Annotated in this window: 13 protein-coding genes; 5 read left to right on the forward strand and 8 right to left on the reverse strand. The window is 72.8% G+C overall.

Annotated features, from left to right (window positions below):
• Positions 1–112 precede the first annotated feature (112 nt).
• Positions 113–4,150 carry an Ig-like domain repeat protein gene (locus WG209_RS11890; RefSeq protein ID WP_337175262.1) on the forward strand — a complete coding sequence of 1,346 codons (4,038 nt, stop codon included), beginning with the start codon at positions 113–115 and terminating at the stop codon, positions 4,148–4,150.
• An 83-nt stretch (positions 4,151–4,233) separates the two neighbouring features.
• Here the strand turns inward: WG209_RS11890 and WG209_RS11895 are convergent, their stop codons facing one another.
• Positions 4,234–5,043 (reverse strand): hypothetical protein, encoded by an 810-nt coding sequence (locus WG209_RS11895; protein WP_337175263.1) that lies wholly within the window; start codon positions 5,041–5,043, stop codon positions 4,234–4,236.
• 356 nt (positions 5,044–5,399) lie between these two features.
• Here WG209_RS11895 and WG209_RS11900 point away from each other — a divergent pair, with 356 nt between their 5' ends.
• Positions 5,400–7,199: a sigma-70 family RNA polymerase sigma factor gene (locus WG209_RS11900; protein WP_337175264.1), complete on the forward strand. Its 1,800-nt coding sequence runs from the start codon at positions 5,400–5,402 to the stop codon at positions 7,197–7,199.
• A gap of 4 nt (positions 7,200–7,203) precedes the next feature.
• On the opposite strand, the gene WG209_RS11905 is transcribed toward WG209_RS11900, so the two are convergent.
• From WG209_RS11905 to WG209_RS11915, 3 genes are all read right to left on the reverse strand, one after another.
• Positions 7,204–8,352, reverse strand: a complete 1,149-nt coding sequence (locus WG209_RS11905; protein ID WP_337175301.1) for a glycosyltransferase family 4 protein — start codon at positions 8,350–8,352, stop codon at positions 7,204–7,206.
• A 31-nt stretch (positions 8,353–8,383) separates the two neighbouring features.
• Positions 8,384–8,653 carry a hypothetical protein gene (locus tag WG209_RS11910; RefSeq protein ID WP_337175265.1) on the reverse strand — a complete coding sequence of 90 codons (270 nt, stop codon included), beginning with the start codon at positions 8,651–8,653 and terminating at the stop codon, positions 8,384–8,386.
• Between the two features lie 71 nt (positions 8,654–8,724).
• Positions 8,725–9,960: a carboxypeptidase-like regulatory domain-containing protein gene (locus WG209_RS11915; protein ID WP_337175266.1), complete on the reverse strand. Its 1,236-nt coding sequence runs from the start codon at positions 9,958–9,960 to the stop codon at positions 8,725–8,727.
• A gap of 311 nt (positions 9,961–10,271) precedes the next feature.
• On the opposite strand from WG209_RS11915, the gene WG209_RS11920 reads away from it, so the two are divergent.
• Positions 10,272–12,200, forward strand: coding sequence for a tetratricopeptide repeat protein (locus tag WG209_RS11920; protein ID WP_337175267.1), 1,929 nt, complete (start codon positions 10,272–10,274; stop codon positions 12,198–12,200).
• Between the two features lie 15 nt (positions 12,201–12,215).
• On the opposite strand, the gene WG209_RS11925 is transcribed toward WG209_RS11920, so the two are convergent.
• Genes WG209_RS11925 through WG209_RS11940 form a run of 4 tightly spaced genes read right to left on the reverse strand, consistent with a single transcriptional unit; the run spans position 12,216 to position 15,812 of the window.
• The gene (locus WG209_RS11925; protein ID WP_337175268.1) at positions 12,216–13,592 is read right to left on the reverse strand and encodes a Mov34/MPN/PAD-1 family protein; all 1,377 of its coding nucleotides are present in this window, start codon (positions 13,590–13,592) and stop codon (positions 12,216–12,218) included.
• The gene (locus WG209_RS11930; RefSeq protein ID WP_337175269.1) at positions 13,589–14,788 is read right to left on the reverse strand and encodes a ThiF family adenylyltransferase; all 1,200 of its coding nucleotides are present in this window, start codon (positions 14,786–14,788) and stop codon (positions 13,589–13,591) included. The genes WG209_RS11925 and WG209_RS11930 overlap by 4 nt, the downstream gene beginning before the upstream one ends.
• Positions 14,789–14,804: 16 nt before the next feature.
• The gene (locus WG209_RS11935) at positions 14,805–15,497 is read right to left on the reverse strand and encodes a ubiquitin-conjugating enzyme E2 (RefSeq protein ID WP_337175270.1); all 693 of its coding nucleotides are present in this window, start codon (positions 15,495–15,497) and stop codon (positions 14,805–14,807) included.
• Between the two features lie 21 nt (positions 15,498–15,518).
• Positions 15,519–15,812 carry an EsaB/YukD family protein gene (locus WG209_RS11940; protein WP_337175271.1) on the reverse strand — a complete coding sequence of 98 codons (294 nt, stop codon included), beginning with the start codon at positions 15,810–15,812 and terminating at the stop codon, positions 15,519–15,521.
• A gap of 800 nt (positions 15,813–16,612) precedes the next feature.
• Between WG209_RS11940 and WG209_RS11945 the strand changes: the two genes are divergently transcribed.
• Both WG209_RS11945 and WG209_RS11950 read left to right on the forward strand, forming a co-directional pair.
• Positions 16,613–17,572 (forward strand): NAD-dependent epimerase/dehydratase family protein, encoded by a 960-nt coding sequence (locus WG209_RS11945; protein WP_337175272.1) that lies wholly within the window; start codon positions 16,613–16,615, stop codon positions 17,570–17,572.
• A gap of 99 nt (positions 17,573–17,671) precedes the next feature.
• On the forward strand, positions 17,672–18,223 hold the full coding sequence (locus WG209_RS11950; protein ID WP_337175273.1) for an inorganic diphosphatase: 552 nt from the start codon (positions 17,672–17,674) through the stop codon (positions 18,221–18,223).
• Positions 18,224–18,294 lie beyond the last annotated feature (71 nt).

Here is an 18,294-nt window from a genome sequence, read left to right on the forward strand (position 1 = left end):
CCGCTCTCGGTCGTCGGAGTCCTCCCCCCAGCCATCACCGCGCCCCCAGGACGCACGTCGCCGCGCGAGGCGTCGTCGCGCGTCCGGCCGCGTCATCGACGAGACCGCACCCATGCTTCGCCACCAAAGCGCCCGCGACTCCCATCCACGCCCCGAGACGTCGAGCGGCCGAGCCCGCCGGGAGGCCGCCAGGGCCCGCCGGCGTTGCCGGCCAGGCCGCGAGGCCCTGGAGGCGCGGACGGCGCCGGCGGTCGGGGCGTTCGCGGCCGTGCCGACCGGCCCGATGCCGCCGGCCGAGGTCGCCGGCGCCTCGGGCCCGACGTCGCTGCCGCTGGGCCTCCAGTACGCGGCGTCCGAGACGATCGGGGCCTCGGACACGGCCTACGCGATGGCGGCCGACGGGGGGGGCTTCGCCCTCTCGAACCCGACGAACGCCTACGCGGCCCGCGTCGACGCCGGGGGCTTCTCGGTGTTCGCCGGGGCGGACTCCTGGTCGCTGACCGTCTCCGGCGTGGGCTACGGCGGCGCGACGACGCCCCTGGGCTCGGGCGTCGCCACCGCGACGGCGAATCGCGTCGAGTACGACTACGGCGCGGTCTCGCAGTGGTTCGTCAACGGGCCGCTGGGGCTCCAGCAGGGCTTCACCCTGGCCGAGCGTCCGGCCGGCGCCGGGGCGGGCGCCCCGCTCGCGATCGAGCTCGCGCTGGGCGGGAACCTGACGGCGACCGCCGACCCGTCCGGGACGAGCGTGACCCTGGCGCGGGCCGACGGCTCCTCGTCGCTGGTCTACGGCGGGCTGATCGCCTACGACGCCGCCGGCTCGGCGGTGCCCGCCCGGATGGCGGCCGACGGCGACCGGCTCACGATCCTCGTCGACGACGCGGACGCCGTCTATCCGCTGGTCGTCGACCCCTACGTGCAGCAGTCTCGCGTGGGCGGGTCGCCCGACAAGCCGGGCCAGTTCTTCGGCAGCGCGGTGGCGCTGTCGCCCTCGGGGACGCTCGCGGCGATCTCGGCGACGGCCTCCTCGCCGACGACCATCCGAGGGTCGGTGTACATCTTCACGACCAACGGGACGACCTGGACGCGCGGCGTGGAGTTGACCTCCCACGACGGCGCGCCGGGGGATGACTTCGGCAGGTCGCTGGCCCTGAGCGCCGACGGCCGCACGCTGGTCGTCGGGGCGAGGGCCATGAACTCGGGGCGGGGCGCCGCCTACGTCTTCCGGCAGAACGCCTCCCCGAGCTCGTGGTCGCGGCTCGCGAAGCTGACGGTGGCCGACGGCGCGGCCGGCGACCTGTTCGGCTACTCCACGGCCGTCAACGCGACGGGGTCGCTCATCGCGATCGGCGCGCCGCTCGTCGACGTCAACGGGAGGGTCGACCAGGGGGCGGCCTACATCTTCGCGGCCAATTCGGCCTCGACCTGGTCGCAGGCCGCCAAGCTCACGGCGTCGGACGGCGCGGCCGGGGCGCAGTACGGGTTCTCGGTCGCGGTCGACTCGTCCGGGGGCGTCGTGGCCGTGGGCGCGCCGCTGGACGCCGGCGCGCGGGGGGCCGTCTATGCCTACTTCGGCGGATCGATGGCCAAGCTGACGGCGGCCGACGCGGCGCCGGGCGACGGGTTCGGCTCGTCCCTCGCCGCCAACGACGACGGCTCGTTCCTCCTGGTCGGCGCCCCTTACGCCGACGTGGCGGGGAAGGTCGACCAGGGGGCGGGCTACATCTTCACGAGGTCCTGGGACGCCTGGGCCCGATCGGCGAAGCTCGTCGCGCCCGACGGCGCGGCGAACGACCTGCTGGGCGTCTCGGCGGCGATCGACCCCACCGCGAGGACGGCCGTGCTCGGGGCCCCGTCGGCGGCGGCGGGCTCGGCCACGCGGGCCGGGGCCGTCCACGTCTTCGAGCGGGGCGAGGACGCGACGTGGAGCCGGACGGACCGCCTGGTCGCCGCCGACGCCACGACGGAATCGCGCCTGGGAACGGCCGTCGCCGTCGCGGGCCGGACGCTGCTGGCCGGCGCCCCGTTCACCTTCCCCGACTTCACCTGGCGGACCCAGGGCGCCGCCTACTTCTTCCGGGCCCCGGCGCGGGCCCTCGCGGTCACGTCGAGCCCGAAAGACCTGACGGTCGCGCGCGGGGTCCCCGTGACCTTCTCCGCCACGTCCTCGGGCCCCGACGATCGGACCGTCCGCTGGCAGGTCAGCGACGACGGCACGACCTGGCGGGACATCCCCGGCGCCACCCGGACGTGGTACACGTTCGACCCCACGACCGCCGATTCCGGCAAGCGATACCGCGCCGTCTTCTCCGCCCCCGCCGCCGCCGACGTCGCCACCGCGCCCGCGCGACTGACCCTCGTCAAGGCGACGACCGCGCTGTCGGTCGCCGGCGACCTCAACCCGCGCCGCATCGGCGACCCGCTGACGATCACCGTGACGGCCGCGGGGGTCGGCGTCGTCGCCGGCCACGCGACCCCCACCGGGTCCGTCACCCTCACCCTCCAGCGCGACGGGTCGAACGACGCGCCGATCACGATCGCCCCTCGCGCCCTCTCCGGCGGCCGGGCGACCTTCACCGACATCCGGACCCTGGCCATCGGGACCTACACCGTCACGACGAGCTACGCCGGCGATTCCTCGTTCACCCCGGCGACCGCGACGGCCAGCCAGGTCGTGGTCCGCGGGAAGACGACGTTGACGGCGAACGTCCCGGCGACCGCCGCGCCCGGCTCGCGGGCGACCCTGACCATCACGCTGACGGCTCAGGGCGGCCTCGACGACATGTCCGGCGGCATCGTCGTGAAGGACGGCGGCCAGCCGATCGGATACCCCGAGGTCGAGACGGTCAACGGCGTCACCAGGGCCATTTTCGTGACGCCGCCGCTGGCGGCCGGCAAGCACTACTACCAGTTCATGTTCCTGGGCAACCCCCAGATCGACGCCTCCTCCACCGGCGTCTACGTCCTGGACGCCACCGGCGCCGCCTCCTCCTCCGCGACCGCCTCGGCGCCGACCCAGGGGGCGGGGACGGCCGCGGCGGGCGGGTCGACGACGGGCGGAGAGGCCGCGATGGCGACCCCGCCGGCGGGGGTCTCCGTCGACGCGGGCTTGCCGACCACGCTCACGGCCGCGGCGACCACCGTGATCCCCCGGCACGTTCAGTGGCAGTATCGCGACCGGGTGGGGACCGCCGAGCAATACTGGATCAACGTCATCGGAGCGAACTCGGCGTCGTACACCTTCACGCCTTCCGCGGCGATGCAGGGGCGACAGTACCGCGCGGTCTTCACCGACCTGGCCGGGAACTACCAGGCCTCCCCCATCACCACGCTGAACGTCACCTCCGGGATGACGGTCAAGGTCTCGACGAGCACCAACCCGCGGCGGGTCGGCGACCCGCTGGACGTCCGCGCCGTCGCCACCTCCGCCGCGCCGGGGGTCGGGCCGATCACCGGCGGGACGATGACCGTCGCCGTCCGGCGCGAGGGCTCGGCCAATGCCGTGGAGACCTTCTCCGGCACGCCGAATAACGGGATCGGCATCTTCGGGATCCCCAGCGAGCGCATGCCGGTCGGGAGCTACGTCGTCACGGCGACCTATTCCAACCCGACGTTCGGCGTCGCCTCGGCGAGCACGAGACAGGTGGTCGTGCGCGGCAAGACGACCCTCGCGGCGAGCGTCCCGACGACCGCCGCGCCAGGCTCGCGGGCGACGCTGACCATCACCCTGACGGCGCAGGGCGGCCTCGACGACATGTCCGGCGGCATCGTCGTGAAGGACGGCGGCCAGCCGATCGGCTACCCCGAGGTCAGGACGGTCAACGGCGTCACCACGGCGACCTTCGTCACCCCGCCGCTGACGGCCGGCAAGCACTACTACCAGTTCATGTTCCTGGGCAACCCCCAGCTCGACGCCTCCTCCACCGGCGTCCACGTCCTGGACGCCTCCGGCGCCGCCGCCTCCGCGATCGCCTCCGCTCCCGACGCGGCGGGTGCGCGGTCGATGACCATCCCGCCGCCGGCCACCGCGTCGACCGCGACGGCGCCCGGCGTCGACGCCGTCGCGCTCGCCGGCGCATTCGCCGACGCCACCGCGACGAAGCCGCGGGCCTCCTCGGCGCTGGGCTTCTGGCGCTCGCGACTGGGCTGAGTCGGGCCGGATCGCGCGAGCTTGAAGTCTCGGAGAAGCCCCCCGGTCCCTGGCCGGGGGGCTTTCGTTTTCGGCCCTCGCGTTCAGCGGGCGAGGCTGACGGCGGGGGTCGGGGCCTCTTCGTCGATGGCGCCGAAGCCGTGGGCGACGAGGTTGTCGATGATCCGGGCGTAGAAGGCGGGGACGTACAGCGGGGTCGACCGGCCCCGCGCGTGGGTCAGCCAGTTCATCTGGTGGAGGTGGTCGAGCGGCCAGGGGTCGAGGGGAGTGCCGAAGGCGGTGGCGGACGCCGCCGGGACGAGGCCGTCGTTGGCGCCCTCCATCTCGGCGAGCGCCTCGTGCAGCCGCCTGAGCGGCCACGAGACGTCGCCCGGCTCGGGGTCGCCGGCGATGCTGAAGCAGGGGACGTCGTCGATCCGCCCATGCGTCCGGTTGAACCGACGCGAGGCCAGGCGGGTCACGTCCAGGAAGCCGCGATAGTCGATCCTCATCGCCTCCAGCAGCCGGTAGATCCTCCCGACCTTCAGCTTGGCGAAGTCGGCGAGGATCGAGCCCGCGTGGGGCGTGGCGATCGTCGTGAGGCTGAGGATGCGATCACGCCAGCCGGGGACCGCCAGCAGCCGCCGCGCGTCCAGGCCCCCCATGCTGTGGGCGATGATATGGACCGGCTCGTCCGGGAAGTACGTGTCGATGCGGAAGCCCAGCCGCACGGCGCGGAACTCGACCGACGCCGTCGGATGGACGCGCGTGGTCAGCACCCGATTCCCGGCGTCGCGGAGCACCTGGGGGATGCCCCGGAAGTACGAGGTCAGCGTCAGCGGGCCGAACCCGATCCGCGAGAACCCGAACAGGCCGTGCGCGAGGATGATGGGGGCATTCAGACGCCCGATCATGGCTGGTCTCGTCCCAATCCACGCCCCGAGTCACTCGGGGCGGCCACCGAGGGAGGACCGACGCCGACCGCGGCGCCGCGTCCATGTCTCCTAACCAATATTGTAGGAGACGCCGCTTGAGCCGAAGTGAAATAACGCCCTCGCATCATGACGAACACAACGATTTTACCGACCGGCGCGCCTACCCCAACCTTGAGGGGACGCCCATCCCTCGCGAGCGAAGCGCATGCCGATGACCACAGTCCCGAGGACGGGCCGGGTCGGGACAGAGGGAGTTTCCGGGATTCCGGGATTGCAAGGCCGCCGGGACGCACAATCAGGGAAGGCATGATCGGAGACGTCGCGAGGAGGGGACCGTGGGGAGATCGACCGAGATAGCCGCGATCGACCGCCTGTTCCGATGGGGCGCGGCCGTCGGCGACGACGACGCCCGCCTGCTGGAGCGGTTCCGAGACGGTCGCGACGAGGCGGCCTTCGCCGCGCTCGTGCATCGCCACGGGCCGATGGTCCTGGGCGTCTGCCGGCGGACGCTCCGCGACGACCGCGACGTGGAGGACGCCTTCCAGGCGACCTTCCTGATCCTCGCCCGTCGCGCGGCGACGATCCGGGGCTCCGCCCTGGTGGGGCCCTGGCTCCACGGCGTCGCTCGAAGGGTGGCCACGCGGGCGCGGGCGGACTCGGCCCGGCGGTTCGTCCGCGAGGGCGTCCGGCTGGAGGCCGAGCCTTCCGCCGACGCCCCGCCATCCCGCGACGCCGACCGCGACGAACTGCGGGCCGTCGTCGACGCCGAACTCGGCCGGCTGCCGGCGCGGTTCCGCGACCCGGTGATCCTATGCCACCTGGAAGGGCTGACCCACGACCAGGCCGCCGACCGCCTCCGCCTGCCGGTGGGGACGGTTCGCAGCCGCCTGTCGCGGGCGAGGGCCAGGCTCCGCGACCGCCTGGAGCGCCGGGGCCTCTCCGCCGCCGACGCCCCCGCGATCCTCCCCATCGCCGAGCCCCTGCCGACCACCCTCCTCGAAGCGACCCTCCGATCGTCCCTGGCGTCCGTCCCCAACTCCGCCTCGACCCTGGCCGCCGCCGGGGCCGTCGCCCTCGCCGATGGAGTGATGCGAACCATGCTCATCCCGAAAACCAAGCTCGCCGCCGTCGCCCTCGGAACCATGCTGACCCTCGGCGGCGCGAGCGGCTACGCGCTCCAGCAGGCCGGACCCGATCCAATCGACGCCACGCCGAAGGTCGACCCGACCCCGCCCAAGCAGGCCGCTTCGCCGAGGGAGTCGGACGAGACGTTGGCGGGGAACCTCCGGACGCACCTCGCCAAGACGGAAAAGGCGCTGAACACCAAACGGTATCAGGAGCAGTTCCTCCATGCCGAGATCGAGAGCATGGAGAAGGACGTGGAAGTAGTCCGCAAGAAGATCGACGACCTCGAAGCGAGGATCGCCGCGTCGCGCCCCGGGGCGACGCTCGTGAAGTCGACGACGTCGGAGCCGCGCGACGAGGCCCGGACGGCAGGATCCTCCGGGCCGCCAGCCCAGGCGGTCTACCTCGCCGAGAGGAACGGCCCCATGGTGGTGTCGCTTGAGGACGGCCATGTCGCGACGGCCTTCGTGTTCGCCGACTATGTCTCGGACCCCCAGCCCGCGCCGGGGGGCAAGCCGGGCCGCCCGGCCGGGCCGACCGACATCAAGGCGTTGAAGGTCGGCGAGAGCGACCGGCGATCCGTCCGGCTCGCGGCGGAAGGGAGCCCGCCGATCGAGGTCGTCCCCATCAACGTGGGGCCGTTCCAGGCCTTGATGCTCAAGGGAGACCGGGTCGAGCGGATCGCCGTCTACAACGAGTCCGGCTGGTCGGTCCAGGAGTTGAGCGAGCCGACCCGGTCGGCCACGCCCGTCGTCAACTCGAGCATGGTTTCCTACGCCATCGGCAGGCGGCTCTACAACTACAGCCAACTGGCCAGGCGCTGGGACGTCCTGGAATTGCCAGAGGGTGCCGAGCCCCAGGCCCGCGTCTCGTCCAACGTCGAGATGATCCTGAAGCACGGCGATCAGTTCCATCGATACGACGTGCGGACGGGGCGATGGTCCCGACTCGACGTCGATCTGCCCCCCGAGCTGGGCCGCCAGCTCGTATCGCCGGGCTCCTTCGAGTGAGCCGTCAGCCAGGGCGAGCCGCCGAGTTCGCCGCGCGCTCGCCCGCGATCAGCTCGCGGTAGACGGCGAGGTAGCGGTCGACCACGGCCCGGATGGAGTATTCGGCCTCGACGCGGGCGAGGGCGTTCCGGCCCAGGCGGCGGGCCCCGTCGGGGTCGTCCAGGAGGGAGAGGAGGGCGGACGTCCAGGCGTCGGGGGTCGCATCGGGGACGAGCACTCCGGTGGCGCCGGGGGCGATCAGGTCGGTGTTGCCGCCGATCCCCGAGACGACGCAGGGGAGGGCCGTCGCCATCGCTTCCAGCAGCGAGTTGCTCATACCCTCGGCCACGCTGGGGAGGACGAAGACGTCGGCGGCGCGGAGGTGTTCGGCGGGGCTCGGCACCGCGCCGACAAACTGGACCCGATCCGCGATTCCGAGCGACCGGGCCTGCCCCATCAGCGCCTCGCGGTCGCTCCCCGGCCCCACAAGGACCAGGTTCGCGGGCGACTTTCGCGCGACCTCCACCCAGGCGTCCAGCAACAGCGGCAGGTTCTTCTGCGGGTGCAGGCGGCCGGTGAAGACGACCCGAGGACGCGGGAGCAGGTCGCCCTCGACGGCGCTGGGGCCAGGATGGAAGACGTCGGTGTCGACGCCGCTGGCCGAGCGGGTCAGGCGGTCGGGCGGCACGCCGAGGTCGAGCCATTCGCGGGCGATGTCCTCGGAGATCGCGGCGAATCGCGAGTTGCGGAGGATCAGGCGGCGGAGCAGGGGGGCGCCGCGCGTCCGCGAGAGTTCCTGGGCCTCGCCGTAGTATCCCGAGCTGGCCGGCTGGACGAGCGTCGGGATCCCGCGAAGCGAGCCCCGGGCGGCGCCGGTCGCCACGGCTTCCCAAAGCGCCTGGTGAGCGTGGACGACGTCCAGCTCGCCGCGGAGCCGCCGCAGGGCGCGGACGGCGCTGGCGACGAACGAGAGGCCGAAGAGGGGCCCGCGCTCGATCGGCCGGATCCAGCGATGGATCTGCACGCCGCGATATTCCTCGTCGCGGATCGAGTAGCCGGGGACGGCCCGCGTGAGGACGCGGACGGAATGACCCCGGCGCGCCAACTCCACCCCCTGCGCCAGGGCCTGCTTCTCGGCTCCGCTGGCGAAGGGGTGGAAGTAGCTGACGACCAGCCCGACGCGGAGGGGCCGGAGGGGGCCGGGATCAGTCGCTGGTCGGGGCGTGGACGTTCTTCAGTTCCTCGAACTGGGGATACTGGGAGAGGATGGCCAGGGCCTGCCGGGCGTGCTGGGGCTGGATGTAGACGCCGTGCCCGGACTCGAAGGGGAGGCCGCCGAAGACGCCGCTGGCCTGGGTGGCGTCGGTGTGGGCGGGGATGCCGCCATCGGTCAGCAGGTTGACGATCAGGGTCGCCTCGATCTCGTTGGCGGCGCTGCACAGGAGCACGGGTTCGGCGTGGATGTCTTCGGCCATCGGCTTGGCTCCCGGGGTCGAGGTGTGGCCGACGCCCGCGCGGGGTCGTCGGCCGGTCGGGGTCGCTCGGCTCATCGGGTGATCGTCAGGCTGGGGACGTCCCGGCCCTCGGAGTCGACGATGAGCCCGTTGCTGACGGTGATCTCGCTGACGGCGTAGACCCGGCCGCTGGGCATGGCGACGCGGACGGTCCAGTCGCCGTCCGGGACGCGGACGGCGAAGCGGCCGAAGGCGTCGGACATGGCGGCGCGGTCCTCGTAGGCTCCGCCGCGGCTGGTGAGCGTGACGCGCACGCCCTCCTCCGCCTCGCCGGTGTCGCGCTCGCGGACCCGGCCGAAGAGGATGTTGCGGCGGGCGCGGTCGACGGCGTCATAGGTCGAGGGCCTGCGGACCTCGCGGCGAGTGGCCATCCCCAGGCCGTCGGCGGGGGCGGGGACGGGGAGGAAGTCGTCGTCCGGCAGGTCGGGGGGAGGCGCGTCGTCGACCCTGGGCGAGGCCGCCGGGGCGGGGGCCGGGGCCGGCTCCTCGGGGCGGGCCGTCGACTTCTCGCGCTCGACCGGCTGGGGCGACGGCGGGCTCGGGTCGGCCGCGGCCGGCGGCGTCGCCGCGGGGTTCGGGGTCGACCGCACCGGGGGGGCCGGGGTCGTCCGCGGGGCCGGGGACGGGGACGGCACGTCCTCGACCTCGGAGGAGAGGGCCGGGGCGTCGTCGTCGCGGTAGTCGTCGGCCTGGGCCCGGGGGGCGGGGCGGGAGGGCTGCTCGACGCGGCGAGGGGCCGGGGCCGGCTCGGCGGGGACGACCCGCGCCGTGGACGTCGGGGCGAGCACGGCGTCGCCGCAGCAGGCCCCCGTCGGCGCCAGGTAGGCCGTCGCCACGACCCCGCGGTCGATGACCGTCGGCGCGGCGTAGGACGTCGGCAGGACGTAGGCCGACGGGTAGTACAGGGTGGTCGGGAAGTAGCTGGTCGCGTAGACCGCCCGGGTCCCGGTCGGGATCAGGCGGCGGCCGAACAGGCTGCGTCGGAAGCGGGTCTCGTAGTAGGTCGGGACGACGTAGCCGCTGGTGGCGACGTAGCTGGTCGGCGCCAGGATCGGTTCGTCGACGTAGGTCGTCGCGTAGACGGTCGGCGAGACGTAGGCGGGGGAGACGACCGTCGCGGTGGGGAGCAGCGGGGCGCCCACGACGCTCGAAGTGGGGATCCAGTCGACCGTCTCGACCCAGACGTCGTACGCCGAGGCCTCGCGCCCGGCGCCGATCGCCACGAGGGCCGCCGCCAGTAGCGCCGGCCGAATGCCGCGGGAGCGCATCTTAGTTCCCCTCAATGGTTGCTCGACGGCGCCCCGGTGAACCACCTAGGCATCATGCGCGGGGCCGCCGACTCATCATCATAGCAAAGTTACAATCCGGACCAAGGAGTCGGGCCTTTGCGGCCCAGGCCGACATCGTCGATCGTCGGGATCACCCGGATCAGGCGGATTGCAACGACCGGGCCATGGTGCGCCGGCCCGGCGCCTTTTCAAATCACGGGGGGCGTACTACGCTTGAGTCGGGCCGGCCGCGTCGCTTGGGCGTCGCGATCCGCGCCCGCGAACGTCTCCGCGACGAGGTTGCAGCGCCCGTGCCGATCCTGATCCCCATCGCGCTGATCGGCTGGATCCCGGTCTGCCTGGTCCTCTTCGCCTTCCTCCCCCGCCGGCAGGCCGTCCTGGTGGGGGTGGTGGGGGCCTGGCTGTTCCTGCCGCCGGGTGGCGTCTCGCTGGCCGGTCTGCCGGACTACACGAAGACCTCGGCGTTCGGCTACGGGATCATGCTGGCCACGCTGATCTTCACTCCCGACCGGATCGCCCGGCTCCGACCGGGCTGGGTCGACCTCCCCATGGCCTGCTTCATCGGGGGGGTGTTCGCCTCGTCGGTCCGCAACGGGCTGGGCGTCTACGACGGCCTGTCCAGCGTGAACATGAACCTCACGCTCTGGGGCATCCCGTACCTGATCGGTCGGCTGCATTTCGAGAACGCGAGGGACATCCGCGCCGCGGCGATCGCGGTCGTGGTCGGGGGGTTGGTGTATGTCCCGATCTGCCTGCCGGAGTCGGTCCTCGGCGCCTTCGTCGCCTCGAAGATCTACGGCCTCAACCTCTACAGCGACGTCCGCCTCGGCGGGTATCGGCCGCGCGGATTCTTCTATCGGGGCCTGGAGCTGGGCTTCTGGATGTCGGGCAGTTCGCTGCTCGGGCTGTGGCTGGCCCGCTGCCGCGCCGTGCCCTGGCTGGCCGGGCTCCCCTTCACCACGCTCCTGCTGCCGATCCTGGTGATCTCGACGCTCCTCTGCCGCTCCAGCGGCGCCCTGGCGCTGCTGGCGATGGGGCTGGCGGTCCTCTGGCTGTCGACCCGCCTCAAGACCCGGCTGATCATGCTGCTCTGGATCTCCCTGGGGATCCTCTACCCGACCGTCCGGGTGGTCGACGCCTGGGAATACGAGGGCCTGATCGCGTTTTTGAGCGAGAACTTCGACGACGACCGATCGAGGTCGCTGGCGTTCCGGCTGGCGAACGAAGACCTCCTGATGGAGAAGGCGCTCCTGAGGCCGGTCTTCGGGTGGGGCGGCTGGGGCCGCGCCCGCGTGTACGACGTCGGAGGCCGCGACCTGACAGTCACCGACGGCTACTGGGTCATCGTCATGGGCAGCAACGGGGTCGTGGGGCTCCTGTCGCTCACGCTGGCGTTCGTCGGGCCCGCGTTCGCGTTCGTGGCGCGGTACCCGCCGCGGCGATGGACCGAGCCGGACATCGGCGCGATGGCGGCGGTCTCGACCCTGCTGGGCATGTACCTGATGGACTGCCTCATGAACGCGTTCCCCAACGCGCTGTACATGGCCCTGGCCGGCGCGCTGGCCTCGGCCACCATGGACCGCGCCCGGATCCCCTCGGGCGCCTGGGGAATCGGGGGCGACGAGGGCGTGGCGACGCCCGACGAGGCGGGCGACGACCCGACGGCGTCCACGCCGGAAGGGAGGCTGGCCGGGCGCTACGTCGAGCTGGCCCAGGCCTCGCGACTGGCCGGGGATTACGCCTCGGCCGCCGAGGCCCGCCGGCACGCCTACGACCTGCTGGCCGTCATGGCGGAGCGCGGGCCCGAGCCGCCCGCCGCCCGCCGACGCCGGCTGGACTGCGGCAACGACCTGGCCTGGCTGCTGGCCACCCGGCCCGACCCGGAGCCGGGCGACCTGGAGGAGGGGGCCGAGCTGGCCCGCGCCGCGGCCGAGGCCGAGCCCGGCGACCCGGCCTACTGGAACACCCTCGCCCTGGCCCTCTGCCGCCTTGGCGACGACGAGGCCGCGCTCGCCGCGGCCCGGCGGTCGATGGAGCTGGACGCCGCCTGGAACGGCTACGACATGGCCGTCCTGGCGCTGGCCCTGGCTCGGACGGGCCGGCGGGAGGAGGCCGCGCGCTGGCTCGCCGAGGCCTCCTCCTGGCGTGACGAGCGGCGCTCGCGCGAGCCTTCGCTCAACGCCCTGATCGCCGAGGCCGCGGCCCTGGTCGCCCCGTGATCCCGGCGGGGCGGCTCAGCCGCCGTCGGCCCCGCCGGCCGGCGTCGCCCGGACGAGGAGGAAGACCGTCGCGACCCCGAGGACCAGGCTGACCAGGCCCCCCGCGTAGGCCGCCGTCTTGTAGGCGTTCAGGGCTCGATAAGTCGACTCGGCCTTCTCCCCCTCGGCCGTCTCCAGGATGGCGCGTTGGTCGCGGATCTCGGCGAGCCGATCGGCCTCCACCCGCTCCAGCTCGGCGAGGCGCTCGCGGAGCTTGGGGGCGGCCTTGGCGTCGGCCTCGTGGACCTTCAGCGTCTTCCGGGCGTCCGCCAGCTCGCCCCGGAGCCCCTCGGCGGCCTCCTCCAGCTCCTGGACGCGGAGCCCCAGCGTCTCCACCGCGGCCCGCCCCGCCTCGGCCTGCTTCCGGGCCTCGTCTCGGGCGCGGGCGAGCTTGTCGTAGCGCTCGACGAACAGCTCGGGCGTCTCGCCGCCGACCTTCTCCAGCAGGATGTCGACCGCCAGCTTGCGGCCCGTGGCGGCCTCCTCGACCTCGCGCCGCAGCGCGGCCAGCGTGTCGGCCTGCGCGGCCGCGCGGGCGTCGACGCGGACGAGCCAGAAGGCCAGCGCCGCGAGCATCGCCAGGGCCAACGAGCCGAGGAAGCCCAGCAGCGCGGCCAGCGCCAGGCCGTCGCCGGCGGGGCGGGGCGGGGGGGCGGGTCGATTCAGCATCTTGATCAGCTCCGCCTCAAGCCGAGGTGACAGGGCCCCGCCCCCGCTCGGGGCCGGGGAGTCGGGGAGGGCTTCCAGTTGATCGGCCAGCCGCGCCAGCGTCGTCCGCTCCCCGCGCCCGGCGCACAGGTGGAACCCGCCGACCTGGGCCATCCGGCCGTCCGCCCAGCGGAAGAACCCGCGCGTCCCCTGGATCGGGTCGACGACGTAGGCCGTCTGGAGGGGCTGCGAGAAGAAATTCTGGTGAATGAACAGGTCGTGATGCGACAGGAATATCCCGAAGCCGGGGTGGGTGTGGTACCAGCCGACGACGTCCAGGTCGGGGAACCGGCGGTCGCGCTCGCGGGTGATCTCCTCCCAGGAGTCGTGCGTGTAGGTGAAGCTGGCCTGGGTGTTGGCGTAGTGCCTGGCCTCCAGCGCCTGGGTGATCCAGACGAAAGGGAGGCCGGTCGCCGGGTCGACGCACTCCTTGCCCAGCAGCACGCCGCCGAGTTCCACCGTGGTGTCGGACAGCGCGTGCCGCTCGACGGCGTCGGCGGGGGCGGCGTCGAGGAAGATCGGCAGGTCGTCCGGCCCGGGCGCCTGGCAGGCGACGCAGGCGAACCGGGGGTCGCGATCCGGGCGCGTCACCCGCGCCGGCTCGCGGAACCGGACCTCGCCGAAGACGATCTCGTCGCCGCTCAACGGGGGCCCCTCCACGCGGAGTCCAGGCCGTCGCGGTCGCCGGCCAGCAGGAAGAAGCCCGACTCGCCGCCGCCGTCGACCCGGACCACGTCGAACGGCGGGACCCCCACCTCCGCCAGCGTCCGGGACGCCAGCGCCGAGCCCTCCTCGATGGCGCTCTGGACGATCGGCCGGGCCGGCTCGCGGCATTCCCGGCAATCGGCCTCGGACTGGCGGACGGCCGTCCGGGGCCGCATGACCTCCCGCCGGGCGCCGCAGCGGGGGCACTCGACGGCCTCCACCAGCTCCCGGTCCAGCCCCAGCGACATCGGCCGCGACAGCCCCGCGCCCGCCGCGGCGTCGAACAGCTCGGCGACGGTCGCCGACCGTCCCAGCGGCAGCTCGACGGGCATGGGGTAGGTCTCGTGGCTGAGGCAGTCCTCGCGGAAGGGGAGCCGGGTCGTGTAGAACTGGTTCCCCACGCCGTTGAAGACCATCGCCGTCCCCCCCTCAACGGCCATCCCGTGCAGCAGCTTGAGCGCCTCCTGCACCTGGAGCGCCGCCATGATCGAGGCGATCGTCGGCGCGGTGGGGACCTTCCCGGCCAGGATCTCGTCCCGCCTCAGCAGCGGGCAGGAGTAGCGGAGGTTCAAAAGCTGATAGTCCCGCTCGGTCATCGTGCATTCGTAGCAGGCCGACGCCGGGGGGGTGAAGACCTTCACGACCCCCTGGATCTCCTGGATGCCGGCGTCGATCCACGGCCGGCCGACCTTCCAGCACTGGCGGTTGACCCAGAGCCGGGCCTCGCGGTTGTCCAGGCAGCCGATCACGAGGTCGACGTGGGCGAACAGCCCCAGGCCGACGTCGTTCAGCACGTCGCCGCGGATCGGGACGAAGGCGACCTCGGGGTTCAGCTCGGCGGCGCGACGGGCGGCGACCTCGGCCTTGGGACGGCCGCCGTCCTCGGGCCGGAACAGGACCGAGCGCGAGAGGTTCGACGGCTCGACGACGTCCAGGTCGATCACGTAGGTCGTCCCGACGCCGACCAGGGCGAGGTTCTTGAGGACCTCGTTCCCCAGCGCCCCGGCGCCGACCACCAGCACCCTCGCGGCGGCCAGCCGTTCCTGCCGCCACCAGGAGATGAGGCGGAGGCGGCCGTAGCGGTCGTCGTCGTCGATCCGGAGGGGGGGCTCGGCGTCGTCGGGGATGTTGGTCATGAGGTGGCCGTTCCGATCACTCGATGAACAGGATCCCGCCGTCGGCGCGGGGGGCGGGGGGGTCCTCCAGGATCAGCACCTCGTCGTCGCCCGGGGGGGGGGCCTCGGCGGGGCGTTCGCGACGGTCGAGGAGGCGCCAGACGCGGTCGACGGCGGCCGAGGCGAACGCGCCGCGGGCCGGCCGGGGGGCGGCGGGCTGGGGCGGGGCGGCGACGACCCGGCCCTGGGACTCGCGCAGGTCGCGGATCGGCCTGGGGTCGGTGGGGAACGGGATGGCGGCCTGGTTGCCGGCCCAGAGCGCGGCGTCGCGGTTGTACGGGCTGCGGACGTCGTAATTGTGGTATCGGGCCATGTCCCAGAGCATCGTGCACAGCTCGTCGAGCTGCACGCTGGGGACCCAGTGCGTCCCGTACCCACCCAGGCAGACCATGCCGATCTCCGAGATGTTGGGGTGGTGGATCGGCGACAGCCAGCGGATCTCGGGCATCGACCGGGGATAGGACGAGCCGAGCTTGATCTCCACCTCGTGCGTCGTCCGCGGCCGCACGCGGCCCCCCTCGCGGTCGAGCCCCCGGCCCTTGAACCGGACGCGGTAGAGGGTGGGGGGATCTCCCTGGGCGCGGAAGTCGAAGACGCTGCTCTCGGCCTTCAGCCGCTCCAGGGCCGCCAGGTCGTTGCGGAGCCGTCGCAGTCGTGGCGAGTCGTGCATGGGGGCAGCTCCCTGGCGCGGTCAGCCGGCGACGACCTCGGGATAGACGATCAGGTGGTCGCCGTCGCGGACGCTGGCGTCCACGAGCGTCCAGTTCTCCAGCAGGCGCCGCCCCCCCTCCTTATGGTCGAGGGCGTAGCTCATGGGCTGGCCGTCCGGGCTGGTCGCCGGCAAGTTCATCTTGGTGATGATGTTCGGGATGATCCGGCTGACGGGGACGGTGAACGCGATCACCGCCTTCACCGACTTGGCCCCGGTCTGGTCCAGGAACGTCACCTGGACGCCCGTGGGATCGCTGGTTCCGCCGTATGACATGGTCGAATGCCCTCCTCGACATGCCTTTCGATCGCCGCCCGCCGTTATTGGCCCGGGGCCCCGGGATTCCCGCCGACCGCCCACGCCTCGTCCCCTGCGAAGATAACGTTTGACCACCGAGGCCGGAAGGGGACGCCGGGCCTCGCCCGGGGAGCGACGGGCATGGGATGTTCCCCGCGTTGGCTTCGTTCGCGCGCGCCTCGCCACGGCCAAAACCACTCATCCACCAAAGGCACCATGAGTTGCGCCGAAATACCGTTGGCTTCGTTCGTCGTATTCGAAGTGAATCCTCGCGACTCGCCGGGGGCGACGGAGACGACCACGGGCCGTGAATCGCCGCCATCCCCGCCCCTCGACCGTCCGACGTCCGTCGCCACTCCCCTCGCGAGCCCGGTCGTGGCGCGAGCCCCGACGGCCCTCGCTCGGCGGGGAGCGACGCGCGGTTCATACTCGATGGGCTCGCCGGCCGCCCGCGATGGGGATCGCCGGAGACTTTCACCGCGTCCGCATTGCCAAGGAACGGTGCCTACCCTTCCCCACGATGATCCGCGGCGGTCGGGCCCGAATTTCAGGAATCCGGGAATTATCCCGGGGATGATCCCGCTCGTCCCCGGACCCCTCGCCGTCGCGCCGCTCGGCACGGCCCGAACGCGTCGCCCGTCGCGTCTCGCCCCTCCCAGGTTTCCGGGCGGTCGGGTGCGGAAGGCCGGGGAAGATGATAGATTAGGGCTTTGCCCACGGCCTCGCGACGCGCCCCGACGGTGGGGGGCCGGCGAGGGGCGCGACGAGGACCAGGACCCATGCAGCCCGACCCGACCCGAGACCCGGCGGAAGACGACCTCCCCGAGGACGAGGGCTCGCCGTCCGAGGCCCCGCCCCCGCCCGTGGACGACCTCCCGGTCATCGACCCCGGCGACCTGATCGACGAGGGGGACGACGACGAGGCCGCCACGCTCGACCTCCTCGACGACGAGTTCGACGACTTCGACGAGGACGACGACTCGCGGACCGTCCTGATCACCGGGGCCTGCGGGAACATCGGCCGGAAGCTCCGCGCCGCGTGGGAGGACGTCTACGACCTGATCCTGCTGGACGTCGCGCCCGGGGAGGACGACGCCGAGGTCTTCCAGGCGGACCTGTCCGAATTCGACGAGGACTGGATCACCCACTTCCACGGCGTCGACACGGTCGTCCACCTGGCCGCCGACCGCGACGAGCACGCCTCGCCGGCCGCGTTGCAGGGGCCGAACCTGGACGCCCTGGCCAACGTGCTGAACGCCGCCGCCCTCGCCGGGGTGGAGCGGGTCGTCTACGCCAGCTCGGTCCACGTCATGGGGGGCCACCGCGAGGATCCCCCGGAGGTCATCCGGGGCGACGCCCCCCCGAACCCCTCGGGCGCCTACGGGACGCTCAAGCTGGCCGGGGAGCGGTTCGGCAAGAGCATGGCCCACGCGTTCGACGTCACGTTCGTCGCCCTGCGCCTGGGGCACGTCCAGGACGGGCCGAACCGCCCCGACACCCTGCCGGACGACGACTGGAGCCGGCGGCAGTGGCTCTCCAACGGCGACCTCGTCCGCCTGTTCGACGCCGCCGTGGAGGCCTCGATCGAGGACCGCGTCTTCCTGGTCGTCAACGGCGTCTCGCGGAACCAGGGGGGGCGGTGGGATCTCACCGTCGCCGCCGAGATCCTGGGCTATCTCCCCGAGGACGACGCGTTCGCCCCCAGGCTCCAGGTCGAGCCGCCGGCCGAGGACCGCTGACCCGACCATCCCGGCGGGGCCGCCGACCGACAGGCCGGCCGGCCCCGCGCCCCGTGCCATCCCTACCCAACCCACGCCTCCACCCGGATCCGTCCCAAGATGATGCACCCCTGGCACGACGTGACCCCCGGCGAGCACCTGCCGCTGGAGTTCAACGCCCTGATCGAGATCCCGATGGGATCGAGCGTCAAGTACGAGCTGGACAAGGAGACCGGCCTCCTGCGCATGGACCGGGTGCTCTACTCCGCCGTGTACTACCCGGCGAACTACGGGTTCATCCCCCAGACCTACGCCGAGGACGACGACCCGCTGGACGTCCTGGTGCTCTGCCAGGAGGCCGTGGCGCCGATGACCCTGGTCACGGCTCGCGCCATCGGGCTGATGACGATGGTCGACGCCGGCAAGAAGGACCACAAGATCCTCGCTGTGGCCGTGGGCGACCCGGAATACAACGGCTTCCGCGACGCCGCCGACCTCCCCCCCCACCGGCTGATGATGCTCCGCCGCTTCTTCCAGGACTACAAGTACCTGGAAGGGAAGTCCGTGGAGGTCGACGAGATCCAGCCCGCCGAGACCAGCAAGCACGTCATCGAGGACGCGCTCCAACGCTACAGCGCCCAGCGCCGTCGCGGCTTCCACCACAAGCACTGAGCCGGGCGGCTCCCTCCTCGCGGCGGCAAGGAAATGGCCGCGAGCGGGGGCTGTCGGGCCCCTTGGCGAGC

The sequence above is a fragment of the Paludisphaera sp. genome, from assembly GCF_037189885.1.
Lineage (GTDB): Bacteria > Planctomycetota > Planctomycetia > Isosphaerales > Isosphaeraceae > Paludisphaera.

Bases quoted from the DNA above. Each gene is read 5' to 3' on its own strand.
- WG209_RS11930 (WP_337175269.1), bottom strand. From the start codon at position 14,788: ATGACCAACATCCCCGACGACGCCGAGCCCCCCCTCCGGATCGACGAC.
- WG209_RS11945 (WP_337175272.1), top strand. From the start codon at position 16,613: ATGCAGCCCGACCCGACCCGAGACCCGGCGGAAGACGACCTCCCCGAG.
- WG209_RS11895 (WP_337175263.1), bottom strand. From the start codon at position 5,043: ATGATCGGGCGTCTGAATGCCCCCATCATCCTCGCGCACGGCCTGTTC.
- WG209_RS11910 (WP_337175265.1), bottom strand. From the start codon at position 8,653: ATGGCCGAAGACATCCACGCCGAACCCGTGCTCCTGTGCAGCGCCGCC.
- WG209_RS11940 (WP_337175271.1), bottom strand. From the start codon at position 15,812: ATGTCATACGGCGGAACCAGCGATCCCACGGGCGTCCAGGTGACGTTC.
- WG209_RS11890 (WP_337175262.1), top strand. From the start codon at position 113: ATGCTTCGCCACCAAAGCGCCCGCGACTCCCATCCACGCCCCGAGACG.
- WG209_RS11915 (WP_337175266.1), bottom strand. From the start codon at position 9,960: ATGCGCTCCCGCGGCATTCGGCCGGCGCTACTGGCGGCGGCCCTCGTG.
- WG209_RS11950 (WP_337175273.1), top strand. From the start codon at position 17,672: ATGATGCACCCCTGGCACGACGTGACCCCCGGCGAGCACCTGCCGCTG.
- WG209_RS11935 (WP_337175270.1), bottom strand. From the start codon at position 15,497: ATGCACGACTCGCCACGACTGCGACGGCTCCGCAACGACCTGGCGGCC.